Source organism: Paracoccus sp. R12_2 (assembly GCF_017744015.1).
Taxonomy (GTDB): domain Bacteria; phylum Pseudomonadota; class Alphaproteobacteria; order Rhodobacterales; family Rhodobacteraceae; genus Paracoccus.
The window spans coordinates 169,963-189,617 of sequence record NZ_JAGHRA010000007.1 but is presented as its reverse complement, the minus strand read 5'-3'; the positions used below and the strand labels follow the sequence as shown (position 1 = coordinate 189,617).

Below are 19,655 nucleotides of genomic sequence, written 5' to 3'. Positions count from 1 at the left end.
TGCTCTGTCCGAAAAGGATCAGCAAGCCGTCAAGCGCGCAAAGGGTGTCGGAGGCGTCTAAAAGCGAGCAACCGGGCAAACCGGCAGCAGTCAGCCCCTGCCGGCCCGTTTCCACACAGCCTCGGCCGGAAGCTACGACGTAGTCCGTGGCGGACTCTTTACAGAATGCTTGTTTTGTAAAGAGTGAATGAGGTCAGCACCAGCAATCGCAGGGCCAAATTGCATGAGCAGGCAACGCGCCAAAGGGCATTTTGTCAAGAGTGAGGGCGCCGAGCCGGTCGATGTGCATCTGCGCCGCAGAGATTACCTGACCCCCGATGAGATCAAGCGCCTGCTGGCGGCGGCCAGGTCCGGCCGGCACGGGTCGCGCGACTATCTGATGCTGCTGCTGATGTATCGGCACGGGCTGCGGGTCAGCGAGCTGATCGCCCTGCGGCGCGCGGATCTCGACCTGACCTCGGGACATCTCTGGGTGCAGCGGCTGAAGCGCGGACTTTCCACCAGCCAGCCGCTGGCCGGTGATGAGCTTCGGGCATTGCGTCGGCATCTGGCCCGTCGCGGCGATCCGCTGCCCTGGTTGTTTCTGTCGGAGCGCGGTCAGCCGCTGGCCCGGCAGGCGGTGAATTATCTGCTGACCCGTATCGCGGCGCGGGCCGGGCTCGGCGCGGTGCATCCGCATATGCTGCGCCATTCCTGCGGTCACGCCCTGGCCCATGCCGGGCGTGACCTGCGGCTGATCCAGGACTATCTCGGCCATCGCGATCCGCGCCATACCGCCCGCTATACCCGCACGGCGGCGGTACGGTTTCAAGATATTTGGCGCTGAAGGGGTGCCATGATAAGATCACCTGACATGGAGGGTGCCGTTGCTGATGCAGGGCGAGCCGGCCAAAAGACGCTATCAGTTGTGGCGGTATCGTTTCAGGAAGGGTTATGGAAAGCAAACCGCACGAACACACCGATCTCCCAGCTGATCCGCCAAGCGACATGACGAAGAGGGTCGCAGAGATTCAGAAACTCGCGAAGGATCTGGGGTTTAGCGGCCCGTCCGATTGGGAGAACGAAAAGCGATTCTTTGATCAGGAATGGGGTGAAGACTGATGTGCGACTTCCCCTCCAGGCCGCGAGACGGAAACAGGTTTCAATTTCCCTTCCGTCCGTTTTCCAGATCGTGAGAGAACAGCGCGCGCGGTAGCCCACGATACTTCGGCCGCTATGGCTGCCTTGTTGACTGAACGGGTTGCTCTAAAAGTTTCCAAGATGAGTGCTTCGTCGTAGCGTCGGTTGCCGTTGCGCGGGTTGACGATGCGACCCGTCTTCCGGATCCACCTGGCGATGGTGTCGCGACCGACCCCGTGGCGACGGCTCAGCTCCTGGACAGAAATGCCGCGATCCCAGTCCCGCGCGATTTCTTCGCAGATATCAATTCCCGCCTCTCGCAGCGCCCGTTTGGTTTGAGTGTGGTCAAGCGAATGTGTGGATGCCAGTCCACCGAATGATTTCACAAGATCGAAGGTCTCACGAACGACCGCAGTTTCAGGTGGTGCAGGTGGCCTCCAGTTCCAGCGGTTCTTAGGATGCTGTGGCATACGCGAAGCTGGCTTTGGAAAATCTTGTCGTTCCGGGGTCTTTTCCAGCAATACCATCGGCTTGGCAGCAGGCCGGGCCGTTTTTCTTGCAAGGATCTCGGTCAGGCGAGCATCGCGGCTTTTTCTCACCAGCCGATCAATAATAATCTGAGCGGCGAGCGCAGACGCTTTGGCGGCCTCGAGAGCGGTTACTTCTTCTTCAGACAACCCAATCATCCCAATCTCCGGAATGTATGATGGCTAGGCAGTAAGGTCTCGATCGCCCTATATGCAGGGGATATCGGTGAAGTTAGCACCAAATAAGCCGAGCGTCGTGATAAATTCTCAGTTTGGCCGGATGTATTGCCAGTCAAACTCTGCAAAAATGAGAGCCAACGCAGAAGTTGTTGCATAGACGGCGATTTTCCGAATCTCTGATTCGCAGCGCAACTCTGCAGACCAAGGACTTACATCCCATGAAGGTCGATCTCGAGGGCCATGAAATCCTCAAATGCCGGCTTCGGCTGGTAGGTTCGTCGATGGCAAAGATCGCCCGGTCGCTCGGCATCTCGCAAAGCAGCGTGACCGTGGTCAGCCAAGGCTACCGTCGGTCGCACCGCGTGCAGCGCGAGATCGCGGACCAGCTTGGGACCACGCCGGAGCAGCTCTTTCCCGATCGTTATGAGGCAGAGGAGGGCATGAAGACCGGACATAGCTGACAACGGGAAATGAAAAAGGGACCCCTGCTGGAACAGGTGCCCCTCTTGGATGTCGATTGATGCCGACACCTCATTCATCCCCCGAGTCGAACAAAAAGTCAACCTGCCGGTTGCGGTGACCGGCAGGGCTGTTCAACACATCCCAAAGGGGGAGATCGCGCCGTCATCGCCCATGAGGCGGTGGCAGGCGCGCTCCGAACATCATGAACCAGAACCTGATCTATCGCGGGCCGGAACCGAGCCACGCGACCCGCAAGATAACGCGCCGATCCCGGGCCAGTCTCCGGGGCGCCATGGTCGCCAAGCTGCCAGGCTTTCCCCGGCCGCGCATCCTGCAGTTCGAAAGCGCGCTGGAATATGCCTTCCTGTGCCTGACCTTGGTGCGTGACGATATCCAGCACATCTGGGACCAGCCGCCCGTCGTGCATTATGTTGGTCGTGATGGCCGCCCGGCCAAGCATATCTTCGATTTCCTTGTGACAATGACGGGCGGCGAACGCATCGCTGTGGCCGTAAAGCCGATGCAAAGGGTCATCGCGCGGAACTTCCTTTCCGAACTGGAGAGGGTCGCCGCCGCGACACCGAAGCAATTTGCCGACCGGGTGATGCTGGTCACGGATTGGCATCTTGACCGCGCATCCGCTGCGGCGGCCGCGCGCCAACTTGCCCGGACCCGTCCCGCTTTGACGGAGGTGGCGACATGACGATCCGGTTTCGCTTCTCCAAATCCGATCTGATCACCACAGGGGGCGTTGCGATGCGCCCGCTGGAAATCGACGACAAGGGCGGGCTGTTCGAGCGCCTCGGACAACCCGGAATCACCGAACGTCATTCGCATGAAGAACTGACTGCCCTGCTGCGCCGCCCGGATACGACCTACATCGCCGGCTATTTCGATCGCACAACCCAGGACATTCGCGGCCGCAAACCCGTCGATGTCATCAACGAGTTGCGTGAGGTGGCTCGGCGCCTGGTGATCTGGCGCAGGGCATTCTGCGATGCGTTTCTGCATCTGGAATCGCTCGGCTTCATCAACCGCACGCACGAAGGATACCTGAAGGAAAAGGAGAGGTTGGCTGCCGAAATCCACCGCCGCGTCGGTGAGGGGCAGGCCAGCGGTAGGGTCGTCCGGCCGGGCGCCGACATCATCACCCGCAAGCTTCCCGGCAGCCGCACCGCTTTCGAATGGGTGCGGTGCTATGAACGGGCTGGGTATTCTGCGGTGGCGCTGATCCCTGAAACCCATCGCTGCGGCAATCGCGCACCGCGTTGGAGCCATCGGTCCGAAGCCCTGATGAATCAGGTCATCGAACTCTATGCCGACACGCAGCGCCCCAGCAAATCCCAAGCGGTTGCCGACACGCTGGAACTCTTCCGCCAGGAAAATAGACGCAGGGTTGACGCGGGTCTGCCCGAGCTGGTGGTTCCGTCGCGGCAAAGCGTCAGGCGCCGTCTGGCACTGGCCGACCCTTACTACGTGCATGCCAAGCGCTATGGTACGGCGGCAGCAAATGCGAAGTTCACGCTTTACGAGAACGGCACCGATGTCCAGCAGCCGCTGGAACGTGTCGAAATGGATGAAAACCGGCTCGATGTGATCTCGCTGCTGACCTTGACCGGCATCTGGGATCATCTTCCGCCCGAGAGACAGGAGCGGTTCGAGGCTGGGCGCCGATGGCTCTACGTCGCCATCGATTGTGCGACCCGGTGTATTCTCTCCATGCGTCTGGCCGAGACACCAAACGCGGGCGATGCGATCAAGGCACTGCGGGATATTTTCATCGACAAGACGTTGATCGCACAGGCGGCAGGATGCGAAAGCACGTGGCACCATCGTGGTGGCATCGCGACATTGGTGACGGACCAAGGCGGTGCCTTCGTCTCCGATGAGTTTCAAGGCACCGTGTCGTCGCTCGGGATCACCGCGCATCTTCCGCCTGCTGGCCTGCCTTGGCTTCGTGGTCACATTGAAACCTTCTTCCGCACCTATGGGCACCGGCTCATGCCGCTGCTGGTCGGCCGCACCTTCTTTGACACCATTGAGCGCGGCGATTATCCATCGGAGCAGCTGGCGTGCCTCTGCGACGACGACCTGATCAGGATTCTGCTGACCTATGTCGTCGATATTTACCACCATGAGCCCCACGGATCACTCGGTGGGGAAACACCCAACCAGGCGTGGTCGCGCCTGGTCGCCGAGCACGGCACACCACCGATTCCCGATGGCCTTGCCTTGCGCAAAGCTTTCGGCAGGCCATTGCAGCGGACGTTGCGCGGCGACGGGGTTCTGTTTGCGGGCCTGACCTATAGCTGCGAGGCGCTGCGCGAGGCGTTCCTGCACGCGCCGGAACGCAATGTCGAAATCCGCGCCGATCTGCGGGATATGGGCTGGATCGCCGTCAAGGTGGGCGCAACATGGCATCCCGCCATGGCCAATCAGAGCGGCTTCGACGATGTCAGCTATGACGAGCTTCAGGAAGCCACCCGGACTCTCCGCCTCAAGCACCGGCGGAATGCCGAGCTGGATGCGCCGATGGTCCGCCGGGCGATCGAGCGGATTTCGGAAATCAACCGGCGTGCTTTTGCGCTGCGTGAACTGACGCCGTTCCACGTCACCAACCTGGACGTGGAGCGCAATCAATCCGCACTGCACTTCCCCTTGCGCTCCGATGCCGAGCGCCTCGGGCATGCCCGCCCCTCTTCGGATCCCCTCTCTGACGGTATCCAGATCGTGCCGCGCGCAGGTAAGCCTTCCGATCCCGCCACTGACCACCATGACCAATCACCGCCCGCGCGTGAACGCCGCAACCGCTGGAGATTTGACGATGAGCAATGACAATATTCGCAAAGCCGCCGAGAAAGTAGCCGCGCTTCGGGACCATTTTGTTCACCACGAGCGCTTCTTGCCGCTGGAGGCGTCCCTCGCCATGCTCCTCGCAAAGCGCCTTTCCGATCTCGACGCCGGCCGCACGAGCGAAGCCCACGGGCTGGCATTGTCCGGTCCGTCGGGCACTGGAAAGAGCGCGGCGATGGTTCATCTCATCGCCGGCGTTGGCCAACTGCTGTCGACGACACGGCATTGGGATGCGCCGATCATCAGCCTTCGCGTGCCATCGCCGGCAACGCTGAAATTTGTCGGCTACACCTTGCTGCGCGCCTTGGGCTTTCAGATCAGCTCAGAACGGCAGGCCTGGTACATCTGGGACCTGGTCCGGCATCACCTGAAGGAGCGGCAGGTGCTGTTCGTTCATCTGGACGAGGCTCAGGATCTGGCATCAAGGGGCACGAAACACGAATTGAATGCCGTGGCCTCGATGCTGAAAACGCTGATGACGGACCCCGAATGGCCGGTCGGGATCATTCTGTCAGGCACGCCGGAGCTGGAGGACATCCTGAACCATGACCCGCAACTGGCGCGGCGGATGCAGACGGTGCATTTTAACAGCTTGTCACCGGTTGCGCATGGCAATGACGTGCTGGATCTCGTGGAAAACTACTGCAAGCGCGCAGGACTGACGCCCGCCCCTGACATTGTCGAGCTGGCACATGGCGAACGGCTGATCCACGCGGCAGCCAATCAGTTTGGCTTGGTTATCGAGCTGACGCTGGCAGCCATCGAACAGGCGTTTCTCAGAGGAGCCCGCCAGCTCGCATCCCAGGATTTTGCCCGCGCCTATCACCTGCGGACCGCTTGCGACGACGCGTTCAACCCGTTCGTCATACCCGATTTTTACCGGATCGATGCGCGGCAGGTCTTCTCACGGGAGAAACGCTGATGTTCACGGCAACAAAACCGCTACCGTTGACAGTCCCCACGATTGTGGGGGAATCCGCGACATCCTTCGCCTCTCGCCTGGCGCGGCGGAATGGAGTGCCGCGGATGATCACCTTCTGTTCGGACACTGGGATCGATTACTTCGCGCTTGTGAACGGCGATCCGGTCGAAATCCAAAGGTTGGCAGTTCTGGGCGATATCGACCCCGTCCCGCTGCAAGCGGCAACACCTTCCCTGATTGAACCGGGTTGGTTTCGACTCGGTAACGAACGCATCAAATTCACAGGGTTTATACGGACAACGCTTCGGATTTGCCCCATGTGTATTAGCGAGGTGCGCAACACGACACAAATCGTCCATCATGGGGTCTGGCAACTCTCGGCGATCCGCACCTGCCAGACACATGGGTGCCACCTCGTCACCGTTCCCAAGCCAAAAAACGGCAATGATTGCTTCGATCACATACCCATGCTCGACGGCTTTAGACCGACAGCCGGTGATCTAGCTGTGCCTCAGGATCTGGAACTGGAGAGGTATTTGACCGATCGAATCCAGAACGGACCCGGTCAAAGCTGGCTGGACCGCTTGCTGTTTCATATTGCAGCGCAGACTTGCGAGATGCTTGGCGCGCTTCTGACCTTGGGACCAAGGGTAAAGCGAGCGGAACTTCGGGACGCCCAATGGGCAGCGGCCGGCACCGCTGCCTTGAGCATCCTTCGCGGGGGTCCGGAGGCGTTGCGTCAAAAGCTCAAAGAAATCCAGGATTCTCATCCGGTGGGAGAAAAACTCTACCGGTCGCACTACGGCGTATTCTTCGACTGGCTGCGCTCTCGTGATGATGATCGGGATTTTGACGTTGTGCGCGACGTTGTTCGGGATTTTATATTCGAACACTTTCCCGTCACGAGGGGGTCAATTGTTCTCGGAAAGCCTTGTCCGGAGCAGCAGGTTCACTCTTTGTCGACGGCAAAGCAAGTGTTCGGCATTCCTCACCACAGGCTGGGTCACAAACTTGCCACTATGGGGATGGCCAAGGCGGATGCTCAGAACAGGTATTACACGCTGACGCGCTATATCCCAACAGCCCTGCTCAACGACATCGTCGCCGAGATCGGCATGCGTCTGAGCGCGAAGGAAGCCGCGGCGTTGCTTGGTGTTGAAACGGTGGTGCTTGCGCGACTGGCAAGCCACGGGCTCATCCCAAAGCAATCGGAATATGGGAAAAGGTCAACCAACTACCGAAGGGAGGATCTGGACGAATTTCTTGAACGGTTCAGGGCTTTTGCCAAGCCAGCCGACGCTACCAAGGACCTCATTGATATCTCCACCGCCGCGCGCCGGCGTGGCGTGACTATCGCCTCACTCACGGAGTTCATCCTTGAGCATCGCATTCCATTATATTTCGAAGGCGCTCATGCTGAAAATTTCCGAGCATTTCGGGTTCATCCAGGCTCTCTGAACGGTATCTACCGCCGGGCCCAAGAGCCTGTTGCATCCTCATGGAGCGTTGCTCGGCTTCTAAAAATCAGCAGGCCAACAGTTTATTGCCTGCGGCAAGCTGGCTTTCTTGCGCCACCTACGAAGCGTAAGAGCGTCAGCATCAGAGGCGGTAAGTACAGCTGCAGAAAATCGCTTGAGGAATTTCAGGCAGCATATGTCTCCCTGAACGAGCTGGCCGAACGGTCGGGTCGATCAGCTGACGACGAGTTTAACCATCAGATCTCCAATGGCGCGCTGCCGCTCCCGTTGGGATTACGTAGCACAATGATCTTTCGACGCGCCGACGTTGCGTAAATCCATGATCTGACAAAGCCGGCTACGCGCCGGCTTTGTCATGTGCGCGGTGAGGCAACGCTATCTGAGAAAAAGGGCAGGGCGAACTGCCGGACTGTTTGGCCTGTTGTTGATGTTGCTTCGAAATTATCTGCGCCAGCGGCAGATCTTTGTGATTATTGCCATTGCTGATTGAAGGCAGTGGTTCTGCCTTTTCGATCACGGAAGTCGACCCGCGGACAAGGCATCCCGAAATTGACGGCATTGAATTATATATTCGTTCTCCTGTCTGCTCTCATCTGACATCCAAGCGGCACTGCGTGGCGCCACTGCCCGCCCACAACCATGGCGCCGTTGCCGTGGCAGATGCCATCGCCCGCGCCCGCTTTTCGTCACGCTTTGACGGCAACGACCATGCCGAATACCTTGAATTCATCATCAACCGGTCTTCCCTGATCGGCGGCGGACATCAGCAGTTACCTTCAAGCGAATCTGGTTGATGGCTGAAGTCTTGTCCTTGATAGGGCGGCCATCTGAAGGGCCTTGGTGCAGAACGCCGGTGTCGTGCCGCGTTCCGCCAGCCCTTCGGTATGCGCGGGACTTCTTGATATCTCGGGAAGAACCATGGTGCTGCGAGAGAGGATTGAACTCTCGACCTCTCCCTTACCAAGGGAGTGCTCTACCACTGAGCTACCGCAGCGCCGGGTGATGGGGCGTTTAGACAATGGCAGGGCAGCGCGCAAGGGGGACCGGGCGATTTTTCACGGATCTGCGCGCGGGCGGGCGCGAGCTTTGCTGGACTGTGGTCGCGACCGGCGCTAACAGGGCGGAATGAGCGGTGGCAATAACGACAATTCCGACGGCAAGACGCGCGAACAGCGGCTGCGGGCGGCGCTGCGTGCGAATCTTCAGCGGCGCAAGGCGCAGGCGCGCGCGCGCGCCGAGCAGGCGACGTCGGAACAACAGTCCCCGCGCGAGGATACAGGCAAGGACGACAGCTAGATGGATCAGATCATCGTTCACGGGAACGGCCCCTTGAAGGGCGAGATCCCAATTGCGGGCGCGAAGAACGCGTGCCTTGCCCTGATGCCGGCGACCCTGCTGACCGACCAGCCGCTGACGCTGACCAATGCGCCCCGGCTGTCTGATATCCGGACCATGACCGAATTGCTGCAAAGCCTTGGGGCTGAAGTCGCCAGCCTGCAGGATGGTCAGGTGCTGGCGCTGTCCAGCCATGATCTGGCCAGTCATCGCGCGGACTATGATATCGTGCGCAAGATGCGGGCCTCGATCCTGGTTCTGGGTCCTATGCTTGCGCGCGATGGCCGAGCCGAGGTGTCGCTGCCCGGCGGTTGCGCCATCGGCGCGCGTCCGGTGGATCTGCATCTGCGGGCGCTGGAGGCGATGGGCGCCGAACTGGACCTGCGCGACGGCTATGTTCACGCCAAGGCGCCGTCGGGCGGTTTGCGCGGGGCCGTGTTCGAGTTTCCGCTGGTTTCGGTCGGCGCGACCGAGAATGCGCTGATGGCTGCCACGTTGGCACGGGGCACGACGGTCCTGAAGAACGCGGCCCGCGAGCCTGAGATCGTCGATCTTGCACAATGCCTGCGGGCAATGGGGGCGCAGATCGAGGGCGAGGGCACGGGCACGATCACCATCGAGGGCGTTCAGACGCTGCGCGGCGCGACCCATCCCGTCGTGACCGACCGGATCGAACTGGGCACCTATATGTTGGCACCGGCGATGTGTGGCGGCGAAGTCGAGTGTCTGGGCGGCCGCATCGATCTGCTGGCGGCATTCTGTGAAAAGCTGGACGAGGCCGGAATCAGTGTCGAAGAAACGCCGCGCGGTCTGAAGGTCGCGCGACGCAACGGCAGGGTGCGCAGCGTGGATGTCACCACCGCGCCGTTTCCGGGATTTCCGACCGATCTGCAGGCACAGTTCATGGCATTGATGTGCCTTGCCGAGGGCAAGAGCGTGCTGGAGGAGACAATCTTCGAGAATCGCTTCATGCATGCGCCTGAACTGATGCGGATGGGGGCGCGGATCGAGGTGCATGGCGGCCAGGCGGTCGTCACCGGGGTGGACAAGCTGCGCGGGGCACCGGTCATGGCGACCGATCTGCGCGCCTCGGTCAGTCTGATTCTGGCCGGGATGGCCGCCGACGGGCAGACCACCGTCAGCCGGGTCTATCATCTTGACCGCGGATACGAACATGTCGTGCGCAAGCTGCGCGGCGTGGGTGCGCATGTCGAGCGGCTGAAGGAGGAATAGACCATGACCGAGGATGCCCGGTTTCGTGACGCCGATCCCCGCCCGCTGGCCCTGCTGGCGGTTGACGAGGATGACCTGAAGATCATGTCCACGCTGGTGCAAGACGCGATCCTGCCGGCCAGCGAGATCAGCTATGACCCCAAGGCGCGCCGGCTGGCCTTGCTGGTCAACCGGTTCCGCTGGGAAGACGCCGATCAGGCGCGCGCCGACGGGCGCCCCTTCGAGCGTGTGCGAGCGTTGTTGATCGTGAACGATGTCCAGCGGTTGCAAAGCGATGGCATCGACCGTGATGCCGACACGGTGTTGGCGCTTTTGGCGCTGACCTGGCGGCCGGGACAGGACGGCACCGGACGGTTGCTGCTGGATTTCGCGGGCGATGGCACGCTGGCGGCCGATGCGGAATGCATCAATGTCGAGCTGCGCGACGTGACGCGCCCGTATTTTGCACCCTCCGGCAAGGCGCCTGCGCATCCGGACTGAGCGGGCCCGGTCCAAGATGCTTGGCGATCCACGGCTCCGTGGGCAATCTGACGGCGTGGTCGTGATTTTCGTTCTGCGCCTCTGATTTCCGGGCCTTGCTTGCGCCTTGAGGCGGACGGGCCGACCCGTTAACAAGATCGGGTTGCAAGGAAATCCAGATGCCGGTCACGCTGAACACCACCGATCCCGATTTCGAAACCCGCTTTTCGGCCATGCTGTCGGCCAAGCGCGAGGATTCGTCCGATGTGAACGACGTTGTGGCCGCCATCATCGCGGATGTGCGCGCGCGCGGCGACGCCGTGCTGTGCGAACTGACCACTCGTTTCGACCGGCTTGATCTGACGCCCGATCGGCTTCGCTTCCCGGCCGAAGAAATCGACGATCACATCGCCCGGGTGTCGGCCGAGGATCGTGCCGCCCTGTCGCTGGCCGCTGAACGGATCCGTGCCTATCACGCCCGTCAGATGCCAGAAGATGCAAGCTGGACCGATCCCGAGGGGGCGACGCTTGGCTGGCGATGGTCCCCGGTGGCCGCTGCGGGACTGTATGTTCCCGGCGGGCAGGCGGCGTATCCGTCCTCGGTGCTGATGAACGCCATTCCCGCGCGGGTTGCCGGGGTCAAACGGCTGGTGATCTGCGTGCCGACGCCCGATGGCGTGGTCAATCCGCTTGTGCTGCTGGCCGCGCGGCTGGCAGGGGTCGATGAGATCTATCGGGTCGGCGGGGCACAGGCGATCGCGGCGATGGCCTATGGCACGGCGACGATCGCCCCGGTGGACAAGATCACCGGTCCCGGCAATGCTTATGTGGCGGCGGCGAAGCGACAGGTTTTCGGTCGCGTGGGCATCGACATGATTGCCGGGCCTTCCGAGGTGCTGGTGATCGCCGAGGGCACGCAGAACCCTGACTGGCTGGCACTGGATCTGCTGGCACAGGCCGAACATGATGCCGATGCCCAATCCATCCTCGTTACCACGGACACAGGCCTGGCGGACGAGGTTGCGAAGGCGGTGGATCGGATCCTGCCGGACCTGCCGCGCGCAGCCATCGCGTCCGCAAGCTGGCGTGATTATGGCACGATCATTGTCGCGCGCGATCTGGCGGAAGCAGCGGCCTTGTCGAACCGCGTGGCGCCCGAGCATCTGGAACTGTGCGTCAACGATCCCGAGGCGCTGGCCCGCGACTGCGTCCATGCCGGCGCGATCTTTCTGGGGGCTTATACGCCCGAGGCTGTCGGAGACTATGTCAGCGGTCCCAATCATGTCCTGCCGACGGCGCGATCCGCACGATTTTCGTCCGGGTTGTCGGTGCTGGATTTCCTGAAACGGACAACGATGGCGCATCTGACGCCCGGCGCGCTTGCCGCGATCGGACCGGCGGCGATGCGACTTGCGGCATCCGAGGGGTTGCAGGCTCATGGCGCGTCCGTCGAGGCGCGATTGGCCCGTCTGAATGAAGGGGGAACGGAATGAGCCGCCTGATCCGCGTCGAGATCGACGATTCCGCAATCCCACCCGCCACGCCCGAGATGGAGCAGGAACGCCGTGTCGCGGTCTTCGACCTGATCGAGGACAACAGCTTCCGGATACCGGGACGCGATGGCCAGCCGGTTCCCGAAGGGCCGTTCGTTCTGGACCTGGGGATCCGCGAAGGGCGCCTGGTCTTTGACGTCTCGACCGAAGCGGCCGAGAAGGTGGCGGAATTTCACCTGTCACTTGGGCCTTTCCGGCAGGTGGTGAAGGACTATTTCCAGATCTGCCAAAGCTATTTCGATGCGGTGAAAAAGCTTCCCCCCGCCCAGATCGAGGCGATCGACATGGCCCGGCGCGGGATCCACAACGAGGGTGCCCGAACCCTGCAGGAGCGTCTTGAGGGCAAGGCCGAACTGGATATCGACACGGCGCGGCGCCTGTTTACGCTGATTTGTGCGTTGATACCGCAGCAGGCCTGACCCGATGCCGCAGGACAAGATTCCCCACTCGATCCTGTTCTGCTGCGATCACAACGCCATCCGCTCGCCCATGGCCGAGGGGATGATGAAGAAATTCTATGGACGCGCTGCCTACGTGCAATCGGCAGGCGTCAAGAACGACATGGAAATTGACGGATTCGCGGTCGCGGTCTGCGACGAGATCGGGGTGCAGCTGGAAAACCACCGCAGTCGCAGTTTCGAAGAGATGCAGGACTGGGGCGACGATCTGGGCGGCTTCGACCTGATCGTCGCCCTTTCGCCCGCCAGCCAACGTCTTGCGCTGGAGATGACGCGACTGTTCCATCTGGACGTGGAGTACTGGCCGATCATGGATCCGACCGGCCTTGCCGAGGGGCGCGACGCGAAGCTGGCCGCGTATCGGCAGACACGCGACCAGATCCGGTCCAAGATGATCGAAAGATTCGGCGCGCCAGCCACAGCAGCCTAGGGTCGCACGAAGACGGCAATCGGGCGGCGATGGCGGGATCAGAGTCAGGCCCGGCGCCAATGCAGCGGCGCGTCCCACGCGGGGCGCCGCATCTCGGCTTCCACTTCGGCGCGGGTAACGCCGATATCTTCCAGCATCTGATCGCTGAGGCTGCTCAGTTCGATATCGACCGGACGCTTGTCGAATGTCGTCAACAGCCGTTCCAGCCAGTTCGGGCGGGGGATGATGCCGCGCCCGGTCAAGACACGCAGCATTGCTTGAGATTTCTGTGCCATTGTTCAACTCCGGTGATCTGAACCATCATGAATGGTGATGGTATCCGCCTGATTGCTGCGGATAGTTGATATATAGATCATCCTCGCCTATTGTTGAAACGAATGGTTTTGATCTGATGCATCAGGGGAATTGAACTATGCGGAATCTGGACATCGCAACGCTGCGGTCACTTCAGGCCGTCGCCGAATACGGGGCGGTCACCCGCGCGGCCGAGGCGCTGAACATGACGCAAAGCGCGTTGTCGATGCAGATGAAGCGCCTTGAGGATGTGTTCGAACAGGCGATGCTGGTCAAGCAGGGGCGTGGCGTGGTGCTGTCGGACTTCGCCACCGAGCTGCTGATGGAGGCGCGCAAGCTGGTCGCGTTGAACGACGCGATCATGGCGCGCTTTACCGGGCGGCGCCCCGAGGGGCGTCTGCGCGTGGGCCTGACCAGCGACTGGCTGTTCAACCGGGTGGCGCAGGCCGTGCGTGCCTTTCGTCAGGATAACGCGGGAATTGACCTGATCATCAATGATGGACGCAGCAAGGATTTGCGGGTCGAGATGAAGCGCGGCGATCATGATGTGATCCTGACCACCGAATTCGAGGCGCCGCCGGGTGCGATCCATCTGGCCAAGCTGGATCTGGCCTGGGTGGGCGCGGTGGGCGGAAAGGTCTGGACGCAACGTCCCCTGCCGATCGCGAATTCCCCGCAATGCGCCTATACCCCGGTGGGGCTGGCGGCGCTGGACAAGGCGGGGATCGAATGGCTGCAGACTGTCAGCGACGGGGGCAAGGATACCTGGCGGGTGCTGGCCGCGGCTGATCTCGGCATTACGATCCTGCCGCGCGGCATCGCGCATCCGGGTCTTGAGGCGATCGATCACGGCGGCGCTTTGCCCCCGCTGCCGCCGACCTGGTTGAATGTCTATGTCGCGGACGGTCCCGCGCGATGCCTGGCTGCCGATTTCGCAGGCTACCTGCGTCGCGCCGTGTGCGAGGTTGCCGCCGCAGCCTGACGGGCAAGCGGCGGCGACAATTCCCCGTCTTTCATCTGGCGGTAGCTGAGGGCATGCTGGTGAAGAGAATGATCTGGAGTGCTTATGATAGATCCGCTTTCGCGCCTTGCGATCCTCTATGGGACCGACAAGTTCGGCTATCACGACTATACGCCGAATTATCACGAACTTCTGTCTGCGCGGCGGGGCCAGCGCCTCAGCATGCTCGAGATCGGAGTCGGAGGTTATGGTGACGAGAATCGCGGCGGCGAGTCGCTCGAGGTATGGCGGGACTATTTTCCCGAAGCGCAGATCACCGGGATCGATATCCAGAAGAAGACAATGGATCTGGGCCCGCGAGTCAGCATCATGCAAGGCAGCCAGATCGATTCCGCGTTTTTAGAAGCGGTTGTGAGGGAAAGGGGCCCCTTCGATATCGTTCTGGACGACGGCAGTCATCGCAACGAACATGTCGTCGAAACGTTCGGAATACTGTATCCCCGGCTTAAGCAGCAAGGCGTTTATATCGTTGAGGATGTCCAGACCGCGTTCATTCCCCGGCTCGGGGGCTCGCTGCAACTGCAACAGCCGAACAGTGTCGGGTTCTTCGCGGAATGGCTGCAACGTCTTGCTTCGGGATCGGCAGGCGATGTCGTGTCGCTAGAGCGATTTCACAATATCGTCGTGGTGCACAAGGGAGGTGCGGACGGCGCCGGGCCAACCGCCTGCACGCATCGTGCAATCCTTGCGCGGTCCGCCGCGGACGCGGCGGTGCCGCGGCTGCGCGGTGCCGATATCCACTCGGTCGCCGATCTTTCCAAGGCCATCAATGAGGCCTGCGAAACCGGTGTGCTGTTTGTCGAAGGATGGCCGGACGATCTTGGGCTGATACACGACCTGTTCGTGCAGATCGATCATCGCGAGATCGCGGTCCATTATCCCGACGCGCCGATCCACGAATTTGCCAGACATGTGCTGGGAATGGCCGCCTTCGGAGATGGTCTGATCCTTGAACTGGGCGACAATGATTATCCGTCCAACTTCGCATTCGAGCCTGATCACCGCCGCGCCGTTCTGGCCATGCGGCAGATGGAGGAGGTGCTGGCTGACCCTGCGGCGCATGAGGGTGGTCTGCTGAATTTTGCACGCATGGTGATGCAGTTTCGCGATGAAGAGGAACTGGATCCGATCATCGCCCGTCTCGCAAGCATGGGCTGCACAGACCGGCGATACTTCGAATTCGCCGTTCGTCGATTGCGCGCGCAGGGTGACATGGAACGATTGTGCCAAACCTATCAGGAAGGGGTTTCTCACTATCCTGACAACGATCACTTGCTGGTGGGTTTGGCGCGGACCCACAAGACGCTCGGCGATATCGCGACTTCGGAACGCATGCTTCAAGACCGGCTTGCCGAAAAGAACGGGCGTAGCCGTGTGGTCGCCAATGCATTGTCGCATTTCCTGCAGTCGCAGGGGCGGATCGAAGAGGCGATCTCGGTTGCCGAAAGCGCGGTCAGGCTTTTTCCTGCCCCTGACCGGCCGCGCCAGTTGAAGCGGATCGTCGAACTTTGTCGCCGGGCCGGGCTGAACGATCGCGCGCTGCGTGCCTGCGAACAGCTTGTGGCGCTGGACCCGTCCGATGGCGAGGCATCGCTTGCCCTAGAAGATCTGCGCGCCGGCTAGACGACCACCCCGGCGCCTTCGGTCGCCGGTCCTGCCACCGCGCGGAATGCCGCGAACATCTCGCGGCCCATGCCCTCGCTGCTGGATGCCGGGTCGAAAGCGACGGCTTTGCGGGTGTCGAAATCCTCGGCCAGGCAATCGATCGTGCCCATCGTGGCGTCCAGCCTGATGACATCGCCGTCACGGACGCGGGCCAGCGGGCCACCGGTCGATGCCTCGGGCGAGATATGGATGGCGGCCGGCACCTTGCCCGATGCGCCCGACATGCGACCATCCGTGACCAGCGCGACCTTAAGGCCGCGATCCTGCAGGACCGCCAGCGTGGGCGTCAGCGAATGCAGTTCAGGCATCCCATTGGCGCGCGGTCCCTGAAAACGGACCACGACGATCGTGTCTTCGGTGAACTCTCCGGCCCGGAAGGCGGTCTTGACCTGCTCTTGGTCGCTGAAAACGCGAGCCTTGGCCTCGATCACGTGGCGCTCTTCGGCAACCGCACTGATCTTGATGACGCCCCGGCCAAGATTTCCGTCAAGCTGCTTCAGTCCGCCGGTGCGGGCGAACGGGTCGCTGACAGGACGCAGGATCCTGTCGTTCAGCGTGTCGGTCGAGCCGGCTTCCCAGCGAATTCGTTCGCCGTCCAGCCGGGGTTCGGCTGTATATCCGTCCATGCCGGTGCCGTTGATTGTCTTCACATCTTGGTGCATCAGTCCGGCTTCCAGAAGCTGCCCGATCATGTAGCCCAGACCGCCGGCGGCGTGGAAATGGTTAACATCGGCAAGCCCGTTCGGATAGACCCGCGCCATCAGCGGCACGGATTCCGAAATGTCGTGGAAATCCTCGATATCCAGCAGCACGCCGGCTGCACGGGCCATCGCGGGCAGATGCATGACCAGATTGGTCGAACCGCCGGTCGCCATCAGTCCGACGATCCCGTTGACGAAGGCCTTTTCATCCAGAACGTCGCCAGCGGGAAGATAATCGTTGCCAAGCCGGGTGATCGCGGCTGCGCGTTCGACGCCCGCCACGGTCAGGGCCTCGCGCAGGGGGGTGTTTGGGTTCACGAAGCTGGACCCCGGAAGATGCAGCCCCATGAACTCCATCAACATCTGGTTGCTGTTCGCGGTGCCGTAGAAGGTGCAGGTACCCGGCGAATGATAGGATGCCATCTCTGCGGCCATCAGCGCGTCGCGCCCCACCTCGCCGGCGGCGAACTGCTGGCGCACCTTGCTTTTCTCGTCATTGGGCAGGCCGGAAGGCATCGGTCCGGCCGGAATGAACACCGCCGGCACATGACCGAAGGTCGCGGCGGCGATGACCAGCCCCGGAACGATCTTGTCACAGACGCCAAGGTAAAGCGCCGAATCGAAGCAGTCATGCGACAGCGCCACGCCGGCGGCCAGCGCGATCACGTCGCGCGAGAACAGCGACAACTCCATCCCCGGCCGTCCCTGCGTCACGCCGTCGCACATCGCGGGCACGCCGCCCGCGACCTGCACCGTCGCGCCTGCCGCGTGTCCCGCACGACGGATCAGGTCCGGGAAACGTTCATAGGGCTGATGCGCCGACAGCATGTCGTTATAGGCGGTGACGATCCCGATATTCGGCTTGCGGGTCGTCGCCATGTCATCCTTGTCGTCCATCGCTGCATAGGCGTGGGCCTGGTTGCCACAGGACAGATGCGCGCGGCGCGGCCCGTCTTCGGCGGCGCGAGCGATTTTTTTCAGATAGCTGTCACGCGTGTTGCGCGAACGCTCTCGGATGCGGTCGGTCACGCGGTCGATGCTGGAATGAAGGGTCATCTGGCGGCCTCCTCTGGCTTTGGGGCCACTATAGGCCGTTAGCGATAACAGTTCAACCGTTGCGTCTTGCCGTTTCTCGCCGGCAGCCGATCGACATGGGTGCGTCTGGCGCTTGTGCAGGCAGGGGCGGCATGTCAGATCAGGGCGCGAAAGGACCTATGCCATGCACGAGCTTCCCGTCATTCGTCTGCGCCCGAAATCGAGGCCGCAGGCAATCCGTCACGGATTTCCATGGGTCTTCGCCGACGAGGTGGTGCTTGATCGACGCACGCGCGCGTTTGAACCGGGTGGATTCGCCGTGCTCGAGGACGCCGAGCGCAGGGCGCTTGCCCTGGTCACGGTCAATCCGGTATCGAAGATCGTCGCGCGGGTCATGGATGGCGATCCGGCGGCCTGCATCGATGGGGCATGGATCGCCGGTCGCCTGTCGCGTGCGCTGGCGATGCGGGAACGTCTGTATGATGCGCCGTTCTATCGGTTGATCCATGCCGAGGCCGACGGTCTGCCGGGGCTGGTCATTGACCGTTTCGGCGATACTGCGGTGATCCAGCCCAACGCGGCATGGGCCGATGCCATGGCAGACCGTATCGCCGAGGCCCTGATTGCGGTCACGAAAGTCGAAACCGTCATTCTGAACGGGCAAGGCAGGGCGCGCGGGCTGGAGGGGCTGGCCGAGCGGATGGAAGTGCTGCGGGGGACTGCCCCCGAGGCACCAATTTCTGTCACGATGAATGGCGCGACCTATCTGGCCGATCTGATGGGCGGGCAGAAGACCGGGCTGTTCTTCGATCAGCGACCCAACCACGCCTTCGCGCAGCGCCTGGCAACGGGCGTCGAGATGCTGGATGTATTCAGCCATGTCGGTGGGTTCGGCCTTGCCGCGCTTGCCGCAGGCGCAGACCGTGCGACCTGCGTAGATGGCAGTGCCCCGGCCTTGCAGCTTGCGGTCGGGGGTGCGCAGGCGATGGGCGCCGCAGACCGGCTGGAGACGGTGCAGGCGGATGCGTTCAAGGCCATGGAGCAGATGGCCGCGGACGGTCGCAAATTCGGTCTTGTGGTGTGCGACCCGCCGGCCTTCGCACCGTCCAAACAGGCGTTGGATGCCGGGCTGCGGGCCTATGAAAGGGTCGCAAAGCTGGCCGCGCCGCTGGTTGCGCCGGGCGGATATCTGGTGCTGTGCAGTTGCTCGCACGCGGCCGATCTGACGCAGTTCCGCAATGTCAGTGCGCGCGGGATTGGCCGGGGCGGGCGGCGCGGCGTGCTGATCCACACCGGACAGGCTGGTCCGGATCATCCGACGCTGCCGCAATTGGCGGAAACCGGTTATCTCAAATCGCTGTTCTTCCGGCTGGACGGATGAGAGCGGTTCTGGACGCCAACGTGCTGTTCCCGACGATCCTGCGCGAGATCCTGATCGCCCTCGCCGCGGCAGGGCTGTTCGTGCCGCTGTGGTCACCGCGGATCCTGGCCGAATGGCGTCACGCGGCGGCACGGCTTGGCGCCGATCAGGCGGCCATCTCAGGGGCCGAGATCGCGCTGCTGCGCGACCGCTTTCCCAACGCCGAGATGCCCGATGATGGCAGCCGTGTGATCGACCTGAACCTTCCCGATCCCGCCGACAGGCATGTGATCGAAGCGGCACTTGCCGGTGGCGCGGACCAGATCGTTACCGCCAATCTGCGGGATTTTCCGCGCGGGATCATGGGGTCGCTGGGGCTTCGCGCGATCCATCCCGATGCATTGCTTCTGTCGCTTCAAGCGGCTGATCCGCAGGCGGTCGCCACTGCGGTGCGGCAGGCGCATGAGAAGGCAGAACGGATGGGCGGGCAGATGGATGTCGCGGGGATGCTGAAGCGCAGCCGCCTGCCAAGGCTTGCCCGCGCACTGAAAGGTTGAAGCAGATTGCTGT

Annotated in this window: 21 protein-coding genes and 1 tRNA gene; 18 read left to right on the top strand and 4 right to left on the bottom strand. The window is 62.0% G+C overall.

Going from position 1 to position 19,655, the window contains the following annotated elements; all coding sequences use genetic code 11:
* Positions 1-223 precede the first annotated feature (223 nt).
* Together J7359_RS10880 and J7359_RS10875 are read left to right on the top strand one after the other, a co-directional pair.
* The gene (locus J7359_RS10880) at positions 224-826 is read left to right on the top strand and encodes a tyrosine-type recombinase/integrase (RefSeq protein WP_280637502.1); all 603 of its coding nucleotides are present in this window, start codon (positions 224-226) and stop codon (positions 824-826) included.
* Between the two features lie 107 nt (positions 827-933).
* Entirely contained in the window at positions 934-1,101 is a 168-nt protein-coding gene (locus J7359_RS10875) for a hypothetical protein (RefSeq protein ID WP_209056656.1), read from the top strand.
* Here the strand turns inward: J7359_RS10875 and J7359_RS10870 are convergent.
* Complete coding sequence (locus J7359_RS10870; RefSeq protein ID WP_209056655.1) at positions 1,080-1,805, bottom strand: hypothetical protein; 726 nt, start codon at positions 1,803-1,805, stop codon at positions 1,080-1,082. The genes J7359_RS10875 and J7359_RS10870 overlap by 22 nt on opposite strands.
* 239 nt (positions 1,806-2,044) lie before the next feature.
* Between J7359_RS10870 and J7359_RS10865 the strand changes: the two genes are divergently transcribed.
* The 6 genes from J7359_RS10865 (at position 2,045) to J7359_RS10840 (ending at position 8,335) form a co-directional block, all read left to right on the top strand.
* Positions 2,045-2,287, top strand: coding sequence for a helix-turn-helix domain-containing protein (locus J7359_RS10865; RefSeq protein ID WP_209056654.1), 243 nt, complete (start codon positions 2,045-2,047; stop codon positions 2,285-2,287).
* A gap of 203 nt (positions 2,288-2,490) precedes the next feature.
* Positions 2,491-2,991, top strand: coding sequence for a Tn7 transposase TnsA N-terminal domain-containing protein (locus J7359_RS10860; protein WP_247740326.1), 501 nt, complete (start codon positions 2,491-2,493; stop codon positions 2,989-2,991).
* The gene (locus J7359_RS10855; RefSeq protein WP_209056653.1) at positions 2,988-5,123 is read left to right on the top strand and encodes a Mu transposase C-terminal domain-containing protein; all 2,136 of its coding nucleotides are present in this window, start codon (positions 2,988-2,990) and stop codon (positions 5,121-5,123) included. Before J7359_RS10860 ends, J7359_RS10855 begins: the two co-directional genes overlap by 4 nt.
* Entirely contained in the window at positions 5,113-6,063 is a 951-nt protein-coding gene (locus J7359_RS10850) for an ATP-binding protein (RefSeq protein WP_209056652.1), read from the top strand. Before J7359_RS10855 ends, J7359_RS10850 begins: the two co-directional genes overlap by 11 nt.
* Positions 6,063-7,856 (top strand): TniQ family protein, encoded by a 1,794-nt coding sequence (locus J7359_RS10845; protein WP_209056651.1) that lies wholly within the window; start codon positions 6,063-6,065, stop codon positions 7,854-7,856. The genes J7359_RS10850 and J7359_RS10845 overlap by 1 nt, the downstream gene beginning before the upstream one ends.
* Before the next feature lie 164 nt (positions 7,857-8,020).
* The gene (locus J7359_RS10840) at positions 8,021-8,335 is read left to right on the top strand and encodes a hypothetical protein (protein WP_209056650.1); all 315 of its coding nucleotides are present in this window, start codon (positions 8,021-8,023) and stop codon (positions 8,333-8,335) included.
* 125 nt (positions 8,336-8,460) lie between these two features.
* Here the strand turns inward: J7359_RS10840 and J7359_RS10835 are convergent.
* Positions 8,461-8,535: transfer RNA gene (locus tag J7359_RS10835), tRNA-Thr, on the bottom strand.
* Positions 8,536-8,666: 131 nt separating this feature from the next.
* Here J7359_RS10835 and J7359_RS10830 point away from each other — a divergent pair.
* From J7359_RS10830 to J7359_RS10805, 6 genes are all read left to right on the top strand, one after another.
* Positions 8,667-8,837, top strand: a complete 171-nt coding sequence (locus J7359_RS10830) for a hypothetical protein (protein ID WP_209056649.1) — start codon at positions 8,667-8,669, stop codon at positions 8,835-8,837.
* Complete coding sequence (gene murA, locus J7359_RS10825) at positions 8,838-10,109, top strand: UDP-N-acetylglucosamine 1-carboxyvinyltransferase (protein WP_209056648.1); 1,272 nt, start codon at positions 8,838-8,840, stop codon at positions 10,107-10,109.
* A 3-nt stretch (positions 10,110-10,112) separates the two neighbouring features.
* Complete coding sequence (locus tag J7359_RS10820; RefSeq protein ID WP_209056647.1) at positions 10,113-10,589, top strand: DUF2948 family protein; 477 nt, start codon at positions 10,113-10,115, stop codon at positions 10,587-10,589.
* 158 nt (positions 10,590-10,747) lie between these two features.
* On the top strand, positions 10,748-12,061 hold the full coding sequence (gene hisD / locus J7359_RS10815) for a histidinol dehydrogenase (protein ID WP_209056646.1): 1,314 nt from the start codon (positions 10,748-10,750) through the stop codon (positions 12,059-12,061).
* On the top strand, positions 12,058-12,540 hold the full coding sequence (locus J7359_RS10810; protein ID WP_209056645.1) for a UPF0262 family protein: 483 nt from the start codon (positions 12,058-12,060) through the stop codon (positions 12,538-12,540). Before hisD ends, J7359_RS10810 begins: the two co-directional genes overlap by 4 nt.
* A gap of 4 nt (positions 12,541-12,544) precedes the next feature.
* Positions 12,545-13,009 carry a low molecular weight phosphatase family protein gene (locus J7359_RS10805; RefSeq protein ID WP_209056644.1) on the top strand — a complete coding sequence of 155 codons (465 nt, stop codon included), beginning with the start codon at positions 12,545-12,547 and terminating at the stop codon, positions 13,007-13,009.
* 44 nt (positions 13,010-13,053) lie between these two features.
* On the opposite strand, the gene J7359_RS10800 is transcribed toward J7359_RS10805, so the two are convergent.
* Positions 13,054-13,284, bottom strand: coding sequence for a DUF1127 domain-containing protein (locus J7359_RS10800; RefSeq protein ID WP_247740325.1), 231 nt, complete (start codon positions 13,282-13,284; stop codon positions 13,054-13,056).
* Positions 13,285-13,421: 137 nt separating this feature from the next.
* On the opposite strand from J7359_RS10800, the gene J7359_RS10795 reads away from it, so the two are divergent.
* Complete coding sequence (locus J7359_RS10795) at positions 13,422-14,285, top strand: LysR family transcriptional regulator (RefSeq protein WP_209056643.1); 864 nt, start codon at positions 13,422-13,424, stop codon at positions 14,283-14,285.
* Between the two features lie 84 nt (positions 14,286-14,369).
* The gene (locus J7359_RS10790) at positions 14,370-15,947 is read left to right on the top strand and encodes a hypothetical protein (RefSeq protein ID WP_209056642.1); all 1,578 of its coding nucleotides are present in this window, start codon (positions 14,370-14,372) and stop codon (positions 15,945-15,947) included.
* Here the strand turns inward: J7359_RS10790 and edd are convergent.
* Complete coding sequence (gene edd / locus J7359_RS10785; RefSeq protein ID WP_209056641.1) at positions 15,944-17,746, bottom strand: phosphogluconate dehydratase; 1,803 nt, start codon at positions 17,744-17,746, stop codon at positions 15,944-15,946. The two genes, J7359_RS10790 and edd, sit on opposite strands and share 4 nt — an antisense overlap.
* 163 nt (positions 17,747-17,909) lie before the next feature.
* On the opposite strand from edd, the gene J7359_RS10780 reads away from it, so the two are divergent.
* Both J7359_RS10780 and J7359_RS10775 read left to right on the top strand, forming a co-directional pair.
* Positions 17,910-19,106, top strand: a complete 1,197-nt coding sequence (locus tag J7359_RS10780; RefSeq protein WP_209056640.1) for a class I SAM-dependent rRNA methyltransferase — start codon at positions 17,910-17,912, stop codon at positions 19,104-19,106.
* Positions 19,103-19,642, top strand: coding sequence for a PIN domain-containing protein (locus tag J7359_RS10775; RefSeq protein ID WP_209056639.1), 540 nt, complete (start codon positions 19,103-19,105; stop codon positions 19,640-19,642). Before J7359_RS10780 ends, J7359_RS10775 begins: the two co-directional genes overlap by 4 nt.
* Positions 19,643-19,655 lie beyond the last annotated feature (13 nt).

What these genes read in the sequence shown, in the direction of transcription:
- J7359_RS10845 (WP_209056651.1), top strand. Translation starts at nt 6,063, where the DNA reads ATGTTCACGGCAACAAAACCGCTACCGTTGACAGTCCCCACGATTGTG.
- J7359_RS10870 (WP_209056655.1), bottom strand. Translation starts at nt 1,805, where the DNA reads ATGATTGGGTTGTCTGAAGAAGAAGTAACCGCTCTCGAGGCCGCCAAA.
- J7359_RS10865 (WP_209056654.1), top strand. Translation starts at nt 2,045, where the DNA reads ATGAAGGTCGATCTCGAGGGCCATGAAATCCTCAAATGCCGGCTTCGG.
- J7359_RS10800 (WP_247740325.1), bottom strand. Translation starts at nt 13,284, where the DNA reads ATGGCACAGAAATCTCAAGCAATGCTGCGTGTCTTGACCGGGCGCGGC.
- J7359_RS10820 (WP_209056647.1), top strand. Translation starts at nt 10,113, where the DNA reads ATGACCGAGGATGCCCGGTTTCGTGACGCCGATCCCCGCCCGCTGGCC.
- J7359_RS10810 (WP_209056645.1), top strand. Translation starts at nt 12,058, where the DNA reads ATGAGCCGCCTGATCCGCGTCGAGATCGACGATTCCGCAATCCCACCC.
- J7359_RS10805 (WP_209056644.1), top strand. Translation starts at nt 12,545, where the DNA reads ATGCCGCAGGACAAGATTCCCCACTCGATCCTGTTCTGCTGCGATCAC.
- J7359_RS10855 (WP_209056653.1), top strand. Translation starts at nt 2,988, where the DNA reads ATGACGATCCGGTTTCGCTTCTCCAAATCCGATCTGATCACCACAGGG.
- murA (WP_209056648.1), top strand. Translation starts at nt 8,838, where the DNA reads ATGGATCAGATCATCGTTCACGGGAACGGCCCCTTGAAGGGCGAGATC.
- J7359_RS10875 (WP_209056656.1), top strand. Translation starts at nt 934, where the DNA reads ATGGAAAGCAAACCGCACGAACACACCGATCTCCCAGCTGATCCGCCA.
- J7359_RS10790 (WP_209056642.1), top strand. Translation starts at nt 14,370, where the DNA reads ATGATAGATCCGCTTTCGCGCCTTGCGATCCTCTATGGGACCGACAAG.
- J7359_RS10880 (WP_280637502.1), top strand. Translation starts at nt 224, where the DNA reads ATGAGCAGGCAACGCGCCAAAGGGCATTTTGTCAAGAGTGAGGGCGCC.
- J7359_RS10850 (WP_209056652.1), top strand. Translation starts at nt 5,113, where the DNA reads ATGAGCAATGACAATATTCGCAAAGCCGCCGAGAAAGTAGCCGCGCTT.
- J7359_RS10780 (WP_209056640.1), top strand. Translation starts at nt 17,910, where the DNA reads ATGCACGAGCTTCCCGTCATTCGTCTGCGCCCGAAATCGAGGCCGCAG.
- edd (WP_209056641.1), bottom strand. Translation starts at nt 17,746, where the DNA reads ATGACCCTTCATTCCAGCATCGACCGCGTGACCGACCGCATCCGAGAG.
- hisD (WP_209056646.1), top strand. Translation starts at nt 10,748, where the DNA reads ATGCCGGTCACGCTGAACACCACCGATCCCGATTTCGAAACCCGCTTT.
- J7359_RS10775 (WP_209056639.1), top strand. Translation starts at nt 19,103, where the DNA reads ATGAGAGCGGTTCTGGACGCCAACGTGCTGTTCCCGACGATCCTGCGC.
- J7359_RS10860 (WP_247740326.1), top strand. Translation starts at nt 2,491, where the DNA reads ATGAACCAGAACCTGATCTATCGCGGGCCGGAACCGAGCCACGCGACC.
- J7359_RS10830 (WP_209056649.1), top strand. Translation starts at nt 8,667, where the DNA reads ATGAGCGGTGGCAATAACGACAATTCCGACGGCAAGACGCGCGAACAG.
- J7359_RS10795 (WP_209056643.1), top strand. Translation starts at nt 13,422, where the DNA reads ATGCGGAATCTGGACATCGCAACGCTGCGGTCACTTCAGGCCGTCGCC.